General features: G+C 43.9%; 10 protein-coding genes and 1 pseudogene. All 11 read right to left on the reverse strand.

Annotated elements, in window-relative coordinates:
* Positions 1-91: 91 nt before the first annotated feature.
* Entirely contained in the window at positions 92-1,504 is a 1,413-nt protein-coding gene (locus RT261_RS03670) for a relaxase/mobilization nuclease domain-containing protein (RefSeq protein ID WP_313129498.1), read from the reverse strand.
* Positions 1,505-1,569: 65 nt separating this feature from the next.
* Positions 1,570-2,994: a hypothetical protein gene (locus RT261_RS03675; protein ID WP_313129501.1), complete on the reverse strand. Its 1,425-nt coding sequence runs from the start codon at positions 2,992-2,994 to the stop codon at positions 1,570-1,572.
* A 219-nt stretch (positions 2,995-3,213) separates the two neighbouring features.
* Positions 3,214-3,495 (reverse strand): CD1845 family protein, encoded by a 282-nt coding sequence (locus RT261_RS03680; RefSeq protein ID WP_313129504.1) that lies wholly within the window; start codon positions 3,493-3,495, stop codon positions 3,214-3,216.
* Positions 3,496-3,563: 68 nt separating this feature from the next.
* On the reverse strand, positions 3,564-3,899 hold the full coding sequence (locus tag RT261_RS03685) for a plasmid mobilization protein (RefSeq protein ID WP_313129506.1): 336 nt from the start codon (positions 3,897-3,899) through the stop codon (positions 3,564-3,566).
* Positions 3,899-11,491: an SNF2-related protein gene (locus RT261_RS03690; RefSeq protein WP_442871759.1), complete on the reverse strand. Its 7,593-nt coding sequence runs from the start codon at positions 11,489-11,491 to the stop codon at positions 3,899-3,901. Before RT261_RS03690 ends, RT261_RS03685 begins: the two co-directional genes overlap by 1 nt.
* A gap of 36 nt (positions 11,492-11,527) precedes the next feature.
* Complete coding sequence (locus tag RT261_RS03700; protein ID WP_313129512.1) at positions 11,528-12,283, reverse strand: hypothetical protein; 756 nt, start codon at positions 12,281-12,283, stop codon at positions 11,528-11,530.
* A gap of 82 nt (positions 12,284-12,365) precedes the next feature.
* Positions 12,366-12,584, reverse strand: coding sequence for a transposon-transfer assisting family protein (locus RT261_RS03705; RefSeq protein ID WP_313129514.1), 219 nt, complete (start codon positions 12,582-12,584; stop codon positions 12,366-12,368).
* Positions 12,585-12,586: 2 nt separating this feature from the next.
* Positions 12,587-13,654 carry a YodL domain-containing protein gene (locus RT261_RS21105; protein WP_442871760.1) on the reverse strand — a complete coding sequence of 356 codons (1,068 nt, stop codon included), beginning with the start codon at positions 13,652-13,654 and terminating at the stop codon, positions 12,587-12,589.
* A 93-nt stretch (positions 13,655-13,747) separates the two neighbouring features.
* A pseudogene (locus RT261_RS21110) lies at positions 13,748-14,953 on the reverse strand (ArdC-like ssDNA-binding domain-containing protein); the annotation flags it as partial.
* Between the two features lie 70 nt (positions 14,954-15,023).
* The gene (locus RT261_RS03715) at positions 15,024-15,941 is read right to left on the reverse strand and encodes a hypothetical protein (RefSeq protein WP_313129519.1); all 918 of its coding nucleotides are present in this window, start codon (positions 15,939-15,941) and stop codon (positions 15,024-15,026) included.
* A 93-nt stretch (positions 15,942-16,034) separates the two neighbouring features.
* On the reverse strand, positions 16,035-17,530 hold a 1,496-nt coding region (locus tag RT261_RS03720), incomplete at its 5' end, for a type IA DNA topoisomerase (protein WP_313129521.1).

Below are 17,530 nucleotides of genomic sequence, written 5' to 3' on the forward strand. Positions count from 1 at the left end.
GCTTGTTGGGGAGTATCCCCAATCCCCACTGAAACGATGATAAATCATCGTACTACGCCCCATAAATGGTGCTGTAAAATCACAGGGTAGCTTAACGCTGATCCTGTAATTTTTCTTTTGCCTTTTGTTCTTGTTCCATTCCCAAAAGGCGGTCGATATTTGCCTTTGCGGTCAGAATATCTTGCATTTCTTTTCTTGCGGCATGGTACTTGCTGTAAGCCTTATTTTTTACGGAAAACAGCTCATCACATTCAGCTTGCAGTGCTTTAATTGTAGGGAGCTTTTTTACACCCAGTTCCTCAAAAGCTGCCTTTGCCGCCTTATGCAAGGTAAGCTCGGCACGGTGTTCCTCGTAAAACTTTTTAGAGTAGCCTACATTGCGGTAGTCGGTGTAAATATCTCGGGTTTTGGCATAGTTGAAGATATGCTTTTTAAGAGCCTGTATTTCAGCAATACGCTTTTCAGCGGTCTTAATTTGTATGTTCAGCTCATCGAAAGTAGCGGTGCATTTCTTCGCATTTTCCTCTAAATCGGTATAGGCAAGGAGCTTATGCTCTTGCAGGAAATTAACGGTCTGTGCCATCTGCTTTAGGTTGAAAATCTTTGCCCACTGCTCATAGCCTTTGCCCTTGCCTTGCTGTAATTTTGTCTGAATATCCACAAGGAGATTAACGGATTTTTCTTGTCTTTTCGGTTGTTTGGCAGAGGACTTTTTAACTTCTCTTTGCGGTGCTTTACCCTCAATGATTGCTTTGATTTCATCTTCGGAATAGCCCTCGCCAAGAGAACGCAGTCGGATAAATTTCTTTTGTTCCGCACTCTTAAAAGAGTAGTGCTTACCGCTTTTCATTTCATATCCGGCGCCCTGCATGAGCTGTAAAAACTCATTAAAGGTTTTAGGCTTCCCGGCAAGCACCTCATCTATGGTCTGTCTTAGTTTGTCAGAGTGCGATGGAGCTTTTTTATCCCCAAGCCACATACCATAATGACCTTTGGAGCGTTTGGGATTTTCGATAATGGAAAGCTCATTTTCAAGGCAAAGGCGGTCAGATATTTGGGCAAGAGCCTTGCCACTTCTCTTAAAATCCCGAAACTTTTTGGTACAGTCAAGAGAAGTGGAATTGAAAATAATATGATTATGGATATGGGATTTGTCTATGTGCGTGGCAACGATAAATGCGTGTTTGCCTTTGGTGAAGCTCATGCCCAATTCATAACCGATTTTGTTTGCAAGCTCGGGTGTAATTTCCCCGGGCTTAAAGGACTGTCGTATCTGATAGGCGATAACATTACTTGCCTGTTGTCTGCCTGTTATATCATCATATTGCCGCTTAGATAGCATAAACTCACCCTGCACCGTTTTAGGGTCGCACTCGTAGGAGGATAACAATTCACCCTCATTTGTTTTCTCGGGATTTTTAGCATAATCGGTGCGGTCAGCAAGGCAATCGGCAATGGATTTTCCTTTGTTTTGGTGCATGGCAATTAGCCTTGTGGTAGCCATAATAACACCTCCTTTGGGGCAAGAAAAAAGAGTTGCCAACGGCAACTCTTTTCAAACTAATAGCATCAAAATTTCATCTTATTAAAGTTCATAATACATATTAACTGTAATGTGGATGGTAATACACCTTCTTGTAAAGCAATGTAGCTTATACTGGACACTGATTTAAAGAAATCAGCTTCATTAGTAGGCTTGTGGTCGGGGTTGCGTATCATCATATCCTCTTTAACAAGGTTACACAATCTATCCATCTCAAACTGTGGTGTAGCGGCAATCTCAGCTAATATGCGTTCTTTTGTCGTTGTATCCCCTGAAAGTGCATTGCAGCATGAAATAAAATTATCAATTTCAGATGGGATAGAGTATTTACAATTATATGTCGGAGTCACGCAATCTAATGTTTCCCAGAGTTCCTGTACACTGTGGCATTCAAATAACTCGGCAGAGTATGTATCTTCAATAAATTGTCGCTCTTTCTCGGAGTAAAAGTAAAATAAAACCTTTTCTATGTTTTTGTTTTTACTTATCAAATCAAAAATATGACCATCATTATTTGGTGACATTCCTATAATAGATAGCTCTCCCTGTATTTTCTCAAAATCACTAAAATGATAATTAGTTGCCATATTAAGCTTAGGGTTTCTTATTTTGGTCATTATCATTTCATATTCAAATGGTTTTTGTGCTTTTAAAGCATTAAGGTCACGAACAAACATACTGTCATTTTCATATCGGAATGAAAATGCCTCTGATGCTTCGAGCAAATCTTCAAACTGTTTTGCTATCTTGTATTTCAGCCTGCCGCTGTAATTTAATAATGCGTTACAATGACAATGCTCCATGCCTTTGACAACAATGGTTGTACCTGCCTGTGTTCTTATATACCCTTGGACATTGTTTGGGTTTTCGCTATTGGCGAGAATAGAATAATCACCGTGTAGATGAAAAACTCCTCTTTTAATAAGACTTTCAACATTATTATCGTAGTTGAGTGTAAACAAACAATCAAAACTATTAAAAAATCGTTTAGCTTTTTTCGGCATTTTCAGATACAATTCTTGAATTTTTCCGCTATTATAAATGGCATCAAGTATAAGTCTTTCAAATCCTTGTATTGCAGAAATTCTTTCGCTCTGCAAATCTATATTTTTCAGAAAAAATAAATGTAAGAGAAAAAACCAATCTTCAAGCATAACTTCATGTGAGTTATGGACATTTTCTGTGTATCTTTTCTTAAAATCTTTTAGGGCGTATTGTGTTTCATCATCTGATACATATTCATCATATTCATTTTTACGAATATCGTTTGCTAATTTGGCAAAATCATTAAAAATGTTGACTATTTCTTCTCCAGTTAATGTGTTTCCGAATAGTGCATCGTAAGAACCTAATTTAGCTCGAAATTTTATTCGTTTCATAATAAATTCATTAGCATATGCTTTGCCGCCAAATTGAATATTAATTCCGTTTCCAATTAGAATTGATTTCATATCAACATACCTCCTTTACCTTAAATATTATTAAAATTATACCACGCATCTCTGTAAAATTCATCAACAGCTTTTAAACGAAAAAGCAGAAGTGCCACCATAAAGCAAGGGTCGAGATAAACGGACTTCGCCGCCCTTGCTTTACGGTGACACTCCTACTATGCGGCAATTAAGGGGCGATAGCACACAAATGCTACCGCCCCCTAACCATTTCTAAGGCTAAATACCTTTCAGCCAGTCATTGAAGTATTCCACTCTTGCAATTATCCACGCTCCCATCATCGGCAAGCCCCACGGACTGATGAGGTAGCCTGCGATAAAAGCAGGTATTGCCTGTAAAAAGCCGGCCACGATAATTGTACCGATACCGAGGGCAAACAGGACAAAGGACAGAATACCTAAAATCCCACCGCCGAACACAAGCACAAACTTTGATATTCCAAGCAGGATATTCAGTGCCAAAGTGATTGGCAGCAACACGATTTTAAGTAATATTTTCATAAGCACCCCTCCATATCTCTTGTGTATTTATCGTAGCAGAAGAAAGGGAAAGTGTCTATCTTGTCATCTCAAATCGCTGCCAATCTGAGCATGATTTCCTCGGCGGCACTCCAAAGCCTGTCATAGCTTTTTCGCAAATCCTCGATGTCCTCACCGTAAATACTGCCTGTTTCATGCACCCGTTTGGTAAGCTGATTAAGGCTGTTGCTCGTTACTCGCAGCACCCTTACAAGCTCCCTCACATCGGCGGTATCAAGGTGAATGATAAGCCCGTCAATCGCCATTTTGCGTAAATAGGCTTCGGTGTTCTTTGTGCCAAGCTCCTGCATTTTCTGCTCAATCAGCTCTTTTTCCTGTTCCGTCACTCTAAGCTGAATACGGATATTTCTCTGTCTGTTTGCCATCACCGTTCCTCTCTTTCCATCTTAGATTTTTTAGGTGGTATTGCGGATTTTGGTTGCTGTTGTTTTAAGCTGTCCAGTATGGATGGTCGAGCCTGCTTAGATACCATTGCCGTATCTCTCGAGGAGGCAGAACGCATGGCACTCATATTCAGCTCTCTGTCGAGAACGGCGAGCCGTGCGGTTTTATCCTTTAGCTCCTGCTCCTGCATAAACGGCTTTTGCACCTCAACCTTTGCCGCCGCCTGCTGATTATAGAGGTTTTCAAGTTCCTTTTGCACCGATTGCAACCGCTGTGGCATATTGTTTAGAGCATTGTCGATACGAGTGAGGTTGCCCCTTGCATCAAGCCCGAGCTTTGCTGTGTGGCTCATCGCTCCTTTCAGCGTAAGGGTATGTTCGTTGCCAAAGGCAGTATAGCTTAAATACATGGTAAAGCCTTTGTAACTGCCGATTTCCACAGGCTCACTGTTCTTTATCTCTTTGCAGGCTTCGAGGATTGCCGCCCCTGCATTGTCTTTATCGGTGAGGGTATCGCCCTTGATAGTGATTTTAAAATCATCTTTAGACAGCTCACCTTGTAACACTTTTGGGGTATGCTCTGTCAGTGTCACAATGTCCTGTTCAAAGCCTTTAATATAGCCCTTATGCCTTTCAATGCTTTCGGGGAAATGTTTTAGCAGGTTATCTTCCAAGCGGTATTTTGTGCTTTGGTGGTTGGCTTTTAAGAGCTTCAGCTTTGCTACCTCAATATCCAAGTCCATTTTTTCCTTTATCAAGGGATTTCCTGCACACAGAGCCTTGATTTCCGCATAAGAGAGTGCGGCTTCGTCTATGTCCTCACAGGAACGGACAGGAGATTTTGAGGTCATTATCTGACTGATGAATTTCTGCTTATTTTCCACCGTCTGCCAAAGGTAGGCATCAAAGGTGTCCTCGGTGACATAGCGGAAGATTTTTACTTGCTCGTTGCTGTTGCCTTGACGGATAATTCTGCCCGAGCGTTGGGTTAAATCCCCCGGACGCCACGGACAATCAAGGTCATGGAGAGCCACAAGGCGGTCTTGCACATTCATGCCGGCACCGCATTTTGCGGTACTGCCAAGCAGAACACGGACATCACCGTTACGCACCTTTGCAAACAGCTCTTTTTTTCGTGTATCAGTATTGGCTTCATGGATAAAGGCTACCTCGGCGGCAGGCACACCCTTTGCGATGAGCTTCTCTCGTATATCCTCATAAATGCTAAAAGCGGCTTGTGGGGCTGTTACATCATCAGGGAGAGCATCTTCAAGGGCATGGAGTTCCACACCATTGATTGCACTGCCGCCTGCCTTTGCTACCTTATCGGCTTGCGGTCTGCCTTTGGGGGTGGACAGGTCGCAGAACAGTAGCTGTGTCAGTTTATCGCCCTTACCGTCCTCCCATATACGCAGGATATTACCTACACAGGTGTTCACCTTACTGCCCTCATCATCGGGCAGCATGGGGTTGATTACTCGTTGGTCAAGCCCTAATTTTCGCCCGTCTGAGGTCACTTTCAGCATATTGTCAATAGAGGGGTCTATGCGGTCATTGTGTATTTTGGCGGCTCGTTCCGAAAGCTCCTGCACCAATTCCTGCTGTATTTCTGTGGGCTTTGCAACTACTGTTTCATAGATAACCTCGGGGGTCGGCAAGTTCAGCTCATCGGCGGTCTTGATGTCGGCAACTTCCTTGAACATGGACATAAGCTCGGGCAGATTGAAAAAACGTGAAAACCTTGTGCGTGGGCGGTAGCCCTTGCCCTCGGGGGCAAGCTCATTTTGTGTGACGGTTTCGCCAAAGGTAGAAGCCCACGCATCAAAGTGGAGAAGTCCTTTTTCTCTGAGGGTGTCATACTGCAAATACCGCTGCATGGTGTACAGCTCCACCATTGAATTGCTCACGGGAGTGCCTGTGGCAAACACTGTGCCTTTGCCGCCTGTCAGCTCGTCCATGTAACGGCACTTTAGAAACATATCGCTTGATTTTTGAGCATCGGAGGTAGAAAGCCCTGCCACATTTCGCATTTTGGTAAATGTAAAGAGATTTTTGTAGCTGTGGGCTTCATCCACATAGAGCCTGTCTACACCTAACTGCTCAAAGGTAACAACGCTGTCTTTGCGTTCTCTTGCTTCGAGCTTCTTTAACCGTTCAATCAGCCCTTTTTTAGTGCGTTCAAACTGCTTGACGGTAAAGCCCTCGCCGCCGCTTGCCTTGACTTCTCGTATGCCTTGCTCAATATCACTAATCTGTTCACGGAGTAAGCGTTCCTGCCGTTCAAGAGAAACAGGGATACGCTCAAACTGGCTGTGTCCGATAATGACCGCATCGTATTCGCCTGTGGCAATCCTCGCACAAAACTTCTTGCGGTTTTTCGTTTCAAAGTCTTTCTTCGTGGCCACCAAGATATTGGCGGCAGGGTAAAGCCTTAGAAACTCGCTTGCCCACTGCTCAGTAAGGTGGTTTGGTACGGCGAAAAGCGGTTTTTGACAAAGCCCAAGCCGTTTGCTTTCCATTACCCCTGCAATCATTTCAAATGTTTTGCCTGCACCTACTTCGTGTGCAAGCAGGGTGTTGTTGCCGTAGAGAATGTGGGCAATGGCATTTATTTGATGTTCTCGGAGCTTTATTTGTGGGTTCATGCCCACAAAATTGATATGGCTGCCATCGTATTCACGAGGTCTTACGGAGTTGAAACGCTCGTTGTAGAGCTTAACAAGGGTCTGCCGCCTGTCGGCATCTCGGAAAATCCAATCCTTAAATCCGTCCTTGATAAGCTGTTGTTTTTGCTGTGCCGCTTCGGTTTCTTTTATATTGAGGACACGAATTTCCTTTCCGTCCGGTTCGATTTTGGTGTCATAGATGCGCACATCACGCAGATTTAGAGTATCCTCAAATATCTTGTAGGCATTGGCTCGGGCAGTACCGTAGGTAGCATAGGCGGCAACATCATCATAGCTGATGGAGTTTTTGGCTGTTACGCTCCACTCAGCGGTGAAGTTGGAGTAATTGACCTTTATCGTGCCTTGATTGCGGTATGGGGTATCAAAGAGTTCATACATAAACTCCTGCATATACTCTTTATCAATCCATGTGCTGCCAATTCGCACCTCAATTTCGCTTGCATCTAAGTCTTTGGGCTGTGCCATTTGCAGGGCTTCAACATTGACCTTGTATTCCTCAGGTGTTCGGGCGGCAAGCTCGGCGGTACGCAGTTTTTCACGCACATTGCCCGATAGATATTCGTCAGCGGTGACATAGTGGGGCGGTGCATCGGTGCTGTACAGCTCGGGAACACGGAAGATGACACCTTTAAGCTGTGTTGCGATTTCTTCTTCAGATAGCCCTGTCAGCTCTGCCATAAAAGACATATCTACCTTTGCTTTTTCGGCAATGGAAACAGCAAGGGCTTCAGAGGGGGTATCCACGCTTGTGATTTTAGTGGATTTCTTAATCGTCCGTTTGGTGAACATATCCGCTTTGGCTTTGAGATTGCCGTCCTCATCCACATCTTCAAGAGAGCAAAGGAGATAGTAGGAATTGTCCTCACTAAAGGCAATGGAATTGCCACGGCTGTTAATCAGTCCATATTTTGCGGTAAACCTGTCATAGAGCTGATTTAATTTGACCTGTTCGGCTTTGATAACTTCATCGCTAAAGTCCTCAAGCTGATAATAGATAAGGTCATTTACACACTCACGCAGCTCCACAAGCCCTGTAATGCGTTCTTTTGCGGTTTGGTTTAGGGCAGGCTTTACCATGCGTGAGTTTTCACGGAAGTAAACCTCACCGTCCACAAGGGCATAGGTGTGGTTTTTCACATTGGGGTCGGCAGGGATAGACACTTGCTCCGATATTTCCAAGTCGGGCAGATCCGCTTCGCTGATTTCGCCCTCCACATTCAAGACAGCCGCCTTTAACTGCTCAGAGAGGTCTGCACCCTCTATGGGAACACAGGCACTTTCTTCCCCAAACTGACCGCTGACCATTTCCATGTTGCCGAGTATCATGCCCGGGTGGTCTGCAAAGTAGCTGTTTAGGGTGATGTCATTTTCATTAAGCCCAAGATGTATCCAATCCCTATCCACATCAATCGGTCTGTCACGCTTTTGCAGGAAGATAATATCACTGGTGACTTCTGTTCCTGCATTTTTGGCAAATGTGTTGTTTGGCAGTCTGATTGCTCCGAGCAGTTCAGCCCTCTGTGCAAGGTATCGTCTGACCTCGGGATTTTTCTTGTCCATTGTTCCCTTAGAGGTGACAAAGGCAACGATACCGCCCGGACGGACTTTATCCAAAGCCTTTGCAAAGAAATGATCGTGAATAAGGAAGTTTTGGCTATCATAGCGTTTCTCGGTGAGCTTGTAGTTGCCAAAGGGTACATTGCCGATTGCAAGGTCAAAAAAGTTGTCGGGCAGGTCGGTTTTCTCAAAGCCTGTTATAGAGATATTGGCAGAGGGATAAAGCTGTTTTGCAATCCTGCCTGTGATACTATCAAGCTCCACACCATAGAGGTTTGAGCCTTGCATACCGTCGGGTAGCATACCAAAGAAATTGCCCGTTCCGCAGGCAGGCTCTAAGATGTTTCCGCTTTTAAAGCCCATTTGCTCCACCGCATCGTAAATTGCCTTGATGACCGTTGGAGAGGTGTAGTGAGCGTTCAGCGTACTGGCTCTTGCCATTTCGTACTCGTCCTCGGTCAAGAGGTCTTTTAACTGCAAGTATTCACCATGCCCGAAGTCTTTGCTTTCATCAAAGACTTCGGGCAAGCCGCCCCAACCGACATACTGAGAAAGGGTTTCCTGTTCCTCTTTGGTGGCAGGACGGTTTTCTCTTTCAATGGTTTGCAAGGCAGTGATAGCGGCAACATTACGCTGATACTTTTCACGCTTGCTGCCCTCGCCTAAGTGGGTATCGGTAATGCGGAAGTCCTCGGCTTTTTCCTGTGGTTTTTCGGGCTGTGAGTAATACTCTAAAAGCTGTAAAAAGCTCTCACGGCTTTCGGCTCTCAGCACAGGATAAAACAAAGAGGGGTCACGCAGGGTAACTTGATGGTCGGTAATGGCCTCAACCAAAAAAGGCGTACCGTTTTCAAGATAGACGGTATCGCCTTTAGCGTAGGGGATAGGTGCAGTTTCGATTTGCTTTTCTCCGGCAGGGATAATATTTTGCACAACCGTCTGCATGGTTTTGTATTCCTTGGGAGTAAGCACATCCTCTGCTTTGATGTTGTTGGATTTGTTGCCGTATGTGTCGGGGATAATAAACCTGTTCCAGTTGTTACCGTCTGTTTCAAACAATAACCGCTGTTCGCTGTCCTTATTTGGAACAAGCCCACTGCCTGCAAAACGCACCCATATTTCTTTGGGGGCATTGACCTCAACCGTTGCTAAATAACTGCCCTTTTTCACTTGAAACAGGTCGGTGTTTTCGGTGTCGTACATTTCTAAGGTTAGCTCTGCCGTATTTTGCTGTATATTTTCTTCGGCTCTTGGCTTTGTTCCGTTTAAGCGGTCGGCTACTGTTTGGGCTTCTTCTTCAGTATCGTAGGTAAGGTAGGTATCCTCTGTATGGTGGTATCTGTCCATATCATCATCGGGAATTGTGTTATCACGGATAATGAAAGGCTGTTCCCACGCATCGGAGGTCTGCTCCACGGTGTACCTTTGGGTTTCGTCATTCACAAAAAATCTGTTTTGCAGAACAAGCTGACCGATATGCCTTTGTACCTTTGTCCAAGACAGCTCAAGGGATAAATCGCCTTTGGAAACGGTAAAGGCAGGGAGATTACCGCCGTATTCATTTTTCAGCCAGTAGGCAGTGCCACGCTCTCGGCTGTGTGCCTGCATATATGCAAGCAATCGAGCTTTGCTGTCCTCGCCACCGTTCCATTGGAGCAGGGCTGCTTCAATGTCAGATTGGGTAATTTCCGTTGGAGTGACAGAGGGAGCTGCTTGCACAGTGTCGGTAGTTTCTTGCCACATAGCCTGCGGCGGCTCTGCTAAAGGTACAGTCTCATCAAGTCCAACAGCGGCAAGCTGCTGTTCCTCATATTGAGCTTTTTCCTCGGCTGTTAAATATCTGTCAGTAGCAACCAATGCACGGAGATATTTTTCTATTTCTGTCCATTTAAGTGTGCTTTTTTTGTCTGTATCATAGTGGCTTATCATCATGCCTTTCGAGGGCTGATAGTCAATAAACCCTCTTGAGCCATCTTGAAAAGTATGGCTGTGTCCGTACCACCCAAACTCATTTTTTATAAAGTCAACAGCCGCTTTTTCGGTAGGGCTTTTCTTGTAAAAGTCATAGACACGAAATTTACCGCCTTGAGTGCCTGTGCCACGCTGTAACTCATATTCGATTTCGCTGTGTGAAATAGAAAAAGCAGACTGACTTTGCGTTTCTACACGCTCTTGTCTGTCTGCTATTCTTTGTATCTGCTCTTGTTCTGTGGGGAATAGGGTTAGCTGTAAATAAGTTCCGTCAGTATCAGTTCCTCCGCTTGGGCTTTGAGGTTGTTCATGTGACCTACCCACTGCATCTGCTGCGTCATCTTGTCGGGTGGTGTCTGCACTTTCTGCAAGTCTGTCATTATCTGCTCCAATCGGCGGTTGGCTGTTTGGTCGATTTCCAGTAGATGAGCTTGCAGCTTCTCGTTCAGTAACAGATGGTTGAACAGAGCTTTGCGGTGTTTCTCCAGATAGGTTTTCCTCATTCTGCCGTATTTCCCGAGGGGCTGTGTCGGCTGTTCTGTCAGTGTGATGTTGGGTATCAGATAATCCCCGTTCTTGCTGTAAGTTAAGTTGCTCATGCTCGTTGCTCCTTTCACGTTCTGTTTTGATTATGGTGAGTGATATTTGTCTGAATACCTGCTCACTTTGTTCGCTGACTGCCGTACCCAAAAGGCTGACAGCAGCAGAGGTATTAAAGTCGAAGATAGGTAGAAAATCCTCATGGTCGAAGTAGCTTTCAGTATAAAGCCCACATCGTTGCATAAGGGTATAGGCTATACTGACGGTGGCGGCATTTTCAAAAGCGATACGAAGATTGTCTTCGTCATAGTCATCTAAAAAACTGTTTTCTGCAAAGTAGGGTATTTCCTCTTTGTGATTAACATAATACTCTTTCGCCAAATCATTGGCAATGTTGTAAAACCCGTCTGTGAGGTTATCGCTGTACACACCGAATTTATCCTCGAGCATTTCTAAAATCGACTGTTCGTGATAATCCCTCATTTCCCAAAGGAAAGGGCGGCGAGAATTTTCTCGGCCGCCCGTATCAGACACATCAAATACATATTTTAGTTTTGGGGTATCGCCTGTGGGGTCAAGCAGGGCAATGCCCGTAGAGCCACGGCGAACAAATCTGTTCATCTTGTCATTCCACAGCTCATAATCTGCACAAGCCGTTGCATCGGGTCTTTGTGTGTAAATCATAAGCTGTTCATGGTAAGGGTACTTATATAGCCGCCCCACCGTACCAAGAAACCCTGTCCAGTTCGCAAGGCTGCTTGTTAAACGCTGTGCCGTTTGCTCGGCAAGGTCGGCATAGGTTTGTGCTTTTGTTGGCATGATTATCCTCCTTATAAAAAATAAAAAGAAGCTAGGCTATCCAACCTCTTTTATAGTACGATTTATTTTTTTACAAATACCAAGGGTTAAAAACTTTTTCTTTGCGTCATTTGCTAAATCAAATTTTTCATTCCACTCGGCTGTTACTTTTGAACGTTTGACTACTTCTGCTAAGGAATAATCTTTAAAGTAATCTATTCTAATGCCATCATATACTTTGTCACAACACCAATTAAAAAATTCAATTAAAGCAGTGGAACACTCTTCCTCTTGATAGTCAACGTCATATTTCTTTAAAACATTATTTAAGTTTTGGCGGTAGCATATTTCGCTCATCTCTATGTGAAGATAGTTTTCGTATGTATCAACTTCGGTGCCTTCCTCATCTCGTATCGGAACTTCGCATTTTTCAATTCCGCTTTGTTGCAATTTGTACTCAAAATATGAAGAAATGGCATTTTCCGTGGCGTTTTGTTCTTTATATGTTTTCACATCTCCATAGGCTAAAAACAAACTGCTCCATGCTTCACGCTCATGCTTTCGCATATATTTTAGATAATAATTTTTAGAGTATGGTTTAATCTTGTAAAATACACTTGGGGAATTCTCATGTTCAAGTATCTCCATTGTCGGCAGAATTACATTCATACACAACCCATTTCTATTCGTTATATGAAAATAGATATGTGAAATTAAAACAGATATAATGCCAGACAAGATTATTGAAATGACAGTGGCAGCATTTGTATTCCACCAAGACAAAAAATTGTTTAATAAAATTTGACAGTCCATAGTTATCCTCCTAAAATCTTCACATTAAATTATATCATAAAGATTTCAGAAGTAAAAGCACTTAAGATGAGTAGGCTTTCGCCTACTCAAAATCGGGAATAAGCTCACCCGAAAGGCTTTCAAATTCCTCATCACTCATAGCTGACAGCTTATCCATAACCGTCTTGGTGAGGGTAAGTAGTTCTGTTTCATCTGCTGCAAGGTGGCTTTGCATTTCTTTAAGCTCGGACAGCAAATCTGTCCTTGAGCCTGTATTGTAAATGCACATCAAATTACTTTCTTCTACTGTAAATCTGCTCATAATCATCGCTCCATTTCTGCACCGACTGAGGGTGCTTTTTTTAATTTCTCTTTTTCCTGCAACGGCTTTGTTTTAAGCTGTTCCATGACCGACTGTTTTTCTTCTCTGCGTGTGGCATCAAGCAAATCCATAAGGGAGATAGGCTTGCCGCTTTTGGCATCTTCCTCAAGCTGTGCCACGGTGGGCTGATTGTTTAAGATACCGTCAATCTGATTGTAGTTTTGCTCGGTGGACATTTCAGCAGCACGGAGGGGGTTATCCTCATTTCTGATGGCAAAGGCACGAGTGCCATTGCCCATAATGTGATATGCACCGTCATCAGAGCTGTGGTGGTAGCCATAGCCTGCCGCCGCCATCTGCTCCTTTGTCATATCGGCAAGAGAAAAACTACCTCGAGGGGTTTCCACTTTTTCGCCTGTAAGGAAGTTATCCGGCACAATAGGTGCAGGCTCCGCAAACTTTGACAGTTCCTTAAAATCGTAGCTGTCACAGTAATGGTATGTTACAACACCATTTTGCTTGATTGCAACGATATCGCTGACCGATAAGGAATGACCTTTGAAATCCGCAGGGTGGTCATTGTTAAAACGCTCCCATATTTCCTCAAGCCTATCCCTTTGATTGGCATACTGTGTAAACGGCTCGGTATATACAAAATTGTAGTTGTCACGCTCCACCAAAAGTTCACGGCTCTTTAGCCAGTCCAGTCCTTCAAAGCGGTAATCTCTAAGCTCATCACCGTCTTTGAGCTGATAAATGGCAAAGGCATCTTTGCTGTGTTCTAAAAAGAGCTGTTCGCTCATTTCGGGCGAGAGCTTGCCATCACCTTTCATTTCTTCATATTCTTGCAGAGCAAGCCAGTCGGCTTTTTCAATGCCAAACAAACCGTTATGATTGTCGATATCCTCACGGTCAAAAGCCATTGCTTCGGTATTGTCCTCATAAAGCAGATACACCGTCAAATCCTGTTCAAACAGTTCGGCTGCTCTTTCCTTTGAGAGAGGTAGCAGCTCATCAGAGAGATAGCCATAGGCATTGCGGTCTGCAATGCTTACATCGGGGTCGGGCATGGGGTGGCTGTGTTCCGGGGCAGGCGGCTCGGGCAAAGGGGTTTTTTCTGTATTTGCCACAGACAAGTGGCTGTCAAAATACTCTTTGAGGTCATCAAAGCCATTCCAAACATCTTCTAAGACAAGTTTTCCATCGCTGTCTACAATCACGCAGGCGGCTTCATCGCCATGTTCCTCATGTTCAAGAAGAAAATATGCAGTGCCATTTATCTTGTCGGTATCAATCACATACCAAGTGCCGATATGCCCCTCAACCTCAATGTTAGAGCTGCCCTCGGTAATTTCAGTTTTGCCGATGTCATGGGCTTGCTCCAATGCAGGTGTTTCTGTGGCAATATCCATGCCACGCTCTTTGATAATCTCGGCAAAGTGAGTATCAATACCGCTTATCAGCTCCGATGAGGTCTTATTTATGGTTTCAAGAGAAGCTCTAAGCTCGGCAAGCTCCTTGCCCTTGCTCCAAGTAGCGATATAGCCCAAGCTGTTCTCGGCGGTCTGTATGCCGTAATAACTGCAAACGGCAAAGGAAATACTTTCGGCTTCAACTTCCTCGGTGTTGCGGTCTTTGGGTTTAATGGGCTTTTTGCTTTCGCCCTGCTGTGCTTGCAATTCCTTTTCCACTTCTCGGTTATGCAAGAGAGAATGTGCGACTTCGTGAATGGCGGCAGAAATGGTCTGCACCTCGCTCATACCATCACGGATTGCAATTCTCTTATCCTCGATGTGATAGTAACCGTCCGTATCCTCAGACATCGGCTTGATTTCAATGGGAACAGGTGCGGTGCGTTTCACCGCTTCCATAAATATCTCAAACTGCTCCACATTACCTGTCAGATTGCTTGCAAGGGTGGGTAGCGGTTCACCCTCTGTTTGCGAAACATCAAACACCGATACCACACGAAATATGGGTATCTGAATTTCCACTTCCTCGGTCTGCACCTTGCCGCTTGCATCAAGGATAGGTGCTTTCGTCTGTGGGTCGAGTTTTTCTCGTTCCTCTTTGATTTTGTATGGGGTGGGGGCAATGATTTTAATGCCCTTTTCGCCCTTTTTGACATAACGGGAAAATCCATCACGCCATTTGTTAAAGCCTGCAACGAGAGTTGCATCGGGTTTTTGCATGGATATAAGCATAGTGTTGTTAAGAGAATATTTGTGAAAGCGGCTCATGGTCTGAAGATAGCTCTTGTATTTGTCACTCTCAAAAAGCTCCTTTATGCCTGTTTCAATGCTGTCAGTTATTTCCTTTAACCGTTCTTTTGGGTTTTGTTTCTCTGCCATAAGGGGTACTCCTTTCTGTTTTGGGCATGAAAAAAGCACTCTTGATTTTCTCAAAAGTGCTTTTCTTTATGTGTTTTACATTTGCAATTCAAAGTGTAGGTATTCTCCCGATATACGCAAATTGAACAAGGGCGTTAATCTCAGTCAATTCTTCATTTCCGTTAAACAAATCATATAAGTAATATAAATTAATTTGCTTTTGATAGTGTGAAATAGCTTCTTCAAAATTGCTGTATAGCTTACCACTCTCATTAATAGAGGTAGACTTATCTTCAGTTTTACATTTCAACAAGTCGTAGATATTGTCATGCCCATCAAAATTTAAAGTAAATATTGATTGAGATGGGTCGTGAAGATCACGGTGTGCAATCAAATAACTATGTTTCTCGGCTTCTGTAGGATAAGGAATACTCTCTAATTGAGTACGATTTTCTTCAAGCCAAGCAAAAGCACTATCTTTACCATGAGTTTTAATAATTGACAAGCATAACTTGTCAGCTACTATAATATTATTGTTATCCAGCTCATACAGATATTGCCATGTTTTTTCTCTTACCACAGGCGGTAGCAATGAAAATAGGCTTAGAACATGAGGATTGAAGCACAAATCAATTTTTACGGAAGTAAAGAACTTCAGAAACAGAATAGAATATAAATCCAGTAATGCATCTTCAAGTTCAGCGACTTGTGTATCGGTGAAGGATTCTGTATATTGTGTGTGAGTTCCATCGTTTCCCGTTGGGCGTATCTTTTCTATGCAATCCAACAATTTGCGACCTAATTTTTCTTCTAAAAGTTCAATCTTGTCTAAGAAACTTTTCTTATAACCTACTTGTCCTAAAGTTAATTGAGTATCACTTCCAATATTCAGTATTTTTCTAACTACCACCTCGGCATATTGGCGAATAGTAGCTACTTTACCCCTATTGGATTTTTCGATATACTCCATATCGTGTATTAAATCACATATCATTGTTGAATATTCGTAGTCATCAAATTCCTTCATATTATTCACCACCACTAATTTGTTTTTGTTTCATTATACCATAATACAACTGCTATAGACTACCAAGAAATCGTCAATGTTGTTACATTGTTTCTATTTCTTCTTCGCCCCAAACTCCATCTTGAAATTCACAAACTGACCGCCCGTATCATCAAGAACAACAACACAGTCATAGGTCTTGCCTGTCTTTTCGGAATAGCAGCCTTTCAGCGGTACTTTCCCATTTTTCAAAAGCTCTGTAACAATCACCTTTGTTACGGTTTTTTTCTTTGCCGTGAAAAAGCGGTTTTCTTTCCAAATGGCAAAGCCGCAAGCCTTATCAGAGCAGCAAAAGCCCTTTTTATTTTCGGTAACTGCACCGCCACAGCGCGGGCATTTGCCTACACTCTCACGGTCAGACGGAAAGAGGGTGTCTGCTCCCTTAATCATTTCATAGGTCTTTACAAGGGCGGTGGTCATGCTTACAATCTCCGATAAAAAGCCATCGGCTGACAGCTCCCCACGCTCTATAAGTTTCAGCTTTTCTTCCCATTCTGCTGTCATCAAGGGGGATTGCACCTGTTCGGGCAGTACGGTGATTAAGGCTGTGCCTTTGTGGGTGGCGGTAAAATACTTGGTCTTTTTATCGCCCTTACGCTCTGCAAGCCCCGACTTAATCAGCTTTTCCAAAATGCCTGCACGGGTTGCCGGAGTGCCAATGCCTTTACGCTCGGCATCGGTTTCCGCTTTGTTGGCATTTTCCATAGAGGACAGCAGTGTATCGTCTGTAAAAGGCTTGGGGGGTGAGGTTTTACCCTCTTTTATTTCAGCCTTTGCGGTAAAGACTTCGCCCTGGTCAATGCTTGGCAGGGCTTGGTCTTTATCTTTATCCTCTTTTTCCTGCTCGCCCTTATAGAACTTTTGCACCGCCTTAAAACCGTCTTGAAGAACGGTTTTCCCTTTGGCAGTAAAAACGGACTCACCGCATTTTGCAGTGATAACCGTTTCGCTGTATCGGTGGGTATCGCCTATGGCAACCAAAAGGCGAACGACAAGGAGTAACAGCGTTTCTCGCTCTCCATGCGGCAAGCTCTGCACATCAAGCCCCTTTGTATTCATAGTGGGGATAATGGCATGGTGGTCGCTGACTTTGGAATTATCAATGACCTGTGCCGTGTTGACAGGTAACTCGGCGGCATTGGGCATAAAAAAAGCCGCCGTAGCTTTCGCTAAGACGGGAATACCGCTTTCCATATCCTCGGTTAAAAATCGGCTGTCAGTTCGGGGATAGGTGATGTATTTCTTTTCATAAAGGCTCTGTGCATACTGTAAGGTCTGCTCGGCGGTAAAGCCTAACAGCTTATTGGCTTCACGCTGTAAGGTGGTGAGGTCATAGAGCTTTGAGGGCTTTTCCGATTTTTCCTTTTGCTCCACACTTTCGATGAGTACATCTTGACCGTCACAAGCCTTTAGAGTTGCCGCAGCCTGTGCCTTGTCTTTGAGTTTCTCACCAATAAGGGAAAAGCCATTACAGGTGAGATGTACCGTGTAAAACGGCTCGGGCTTAAAAGCGGAGATAGCGGCACCACGCTCACAAATCATTGCGAGGG

It is taken from the genome of Anaerocolumna sp. (assembly GCF_032079385.1).
GTDB lineage: Bacteria > Bacillota > Clostridia > Lachnospirales > Lachnospiraceae > Anaerocolumna.

Coding starts and splice junctions, on each gene's coding strand:
- RT261_RS21105 (WP_442871760.1), bottom strand. CDS start 13,654: ATGCCCGACCCCGATGTAAGCATTGCAGACCGCAATGCCTATGGCTAT.
- RT261_RS03680 (WP_313129504.1), bottom strand. CDS start 3,495: ATGAAAATATTACTTAAAATCGTGTTGCTGCCAATCACTTTGGCACTG.
- RT261_RS03685 (WP_313129506.1), bottom strand. CDS start 3,899: ATGGCAAACAGACAGAGAAATATCCGTATTCAGCTTAGAGTGACGGAA.
- RT261_RS03700 (WP_313129512.1), bottom strand. CDS start 12,283: ATGGACTGTCAAATTTTATTAAACAATTTTTTGTCTTGGTGGAATACA.
- RT261_RS03690 (WP_442871759.1), bottom strand. CDS start 11,491: ATGCCAACAAAAGCACAAACCTATGCCGACCTTGCCGAGCAAACGGCA.
- RT261_RS03670 (WP_313129498.1), bottom strand. CDS start 1,504: ATGGCTACCACAAGGCTAATTGCCATGCACCAAAACAAAGGAAAATCC.
- RT261_RS03705 (WP_313129514.1), bottom strand. CDS start 12,584: ATGAGCAGATTTACAGTAGAAGAAAGTAATTTGATGTGCATTTACAAT.
- RT261_RS03715 (WP_313129519.1), bottom strand. CDS start 15,941: ATGAAGGAATTTGATGACTACGAATATTCAACAATGATATGTGATTTA.
- RT261_RS03675 (WP_313129501.1), bottom strand. CDS start 2,994: ATGAAATCAATTCTAATTGGAAACGGAATTAATATTCAATTTGGCGGC.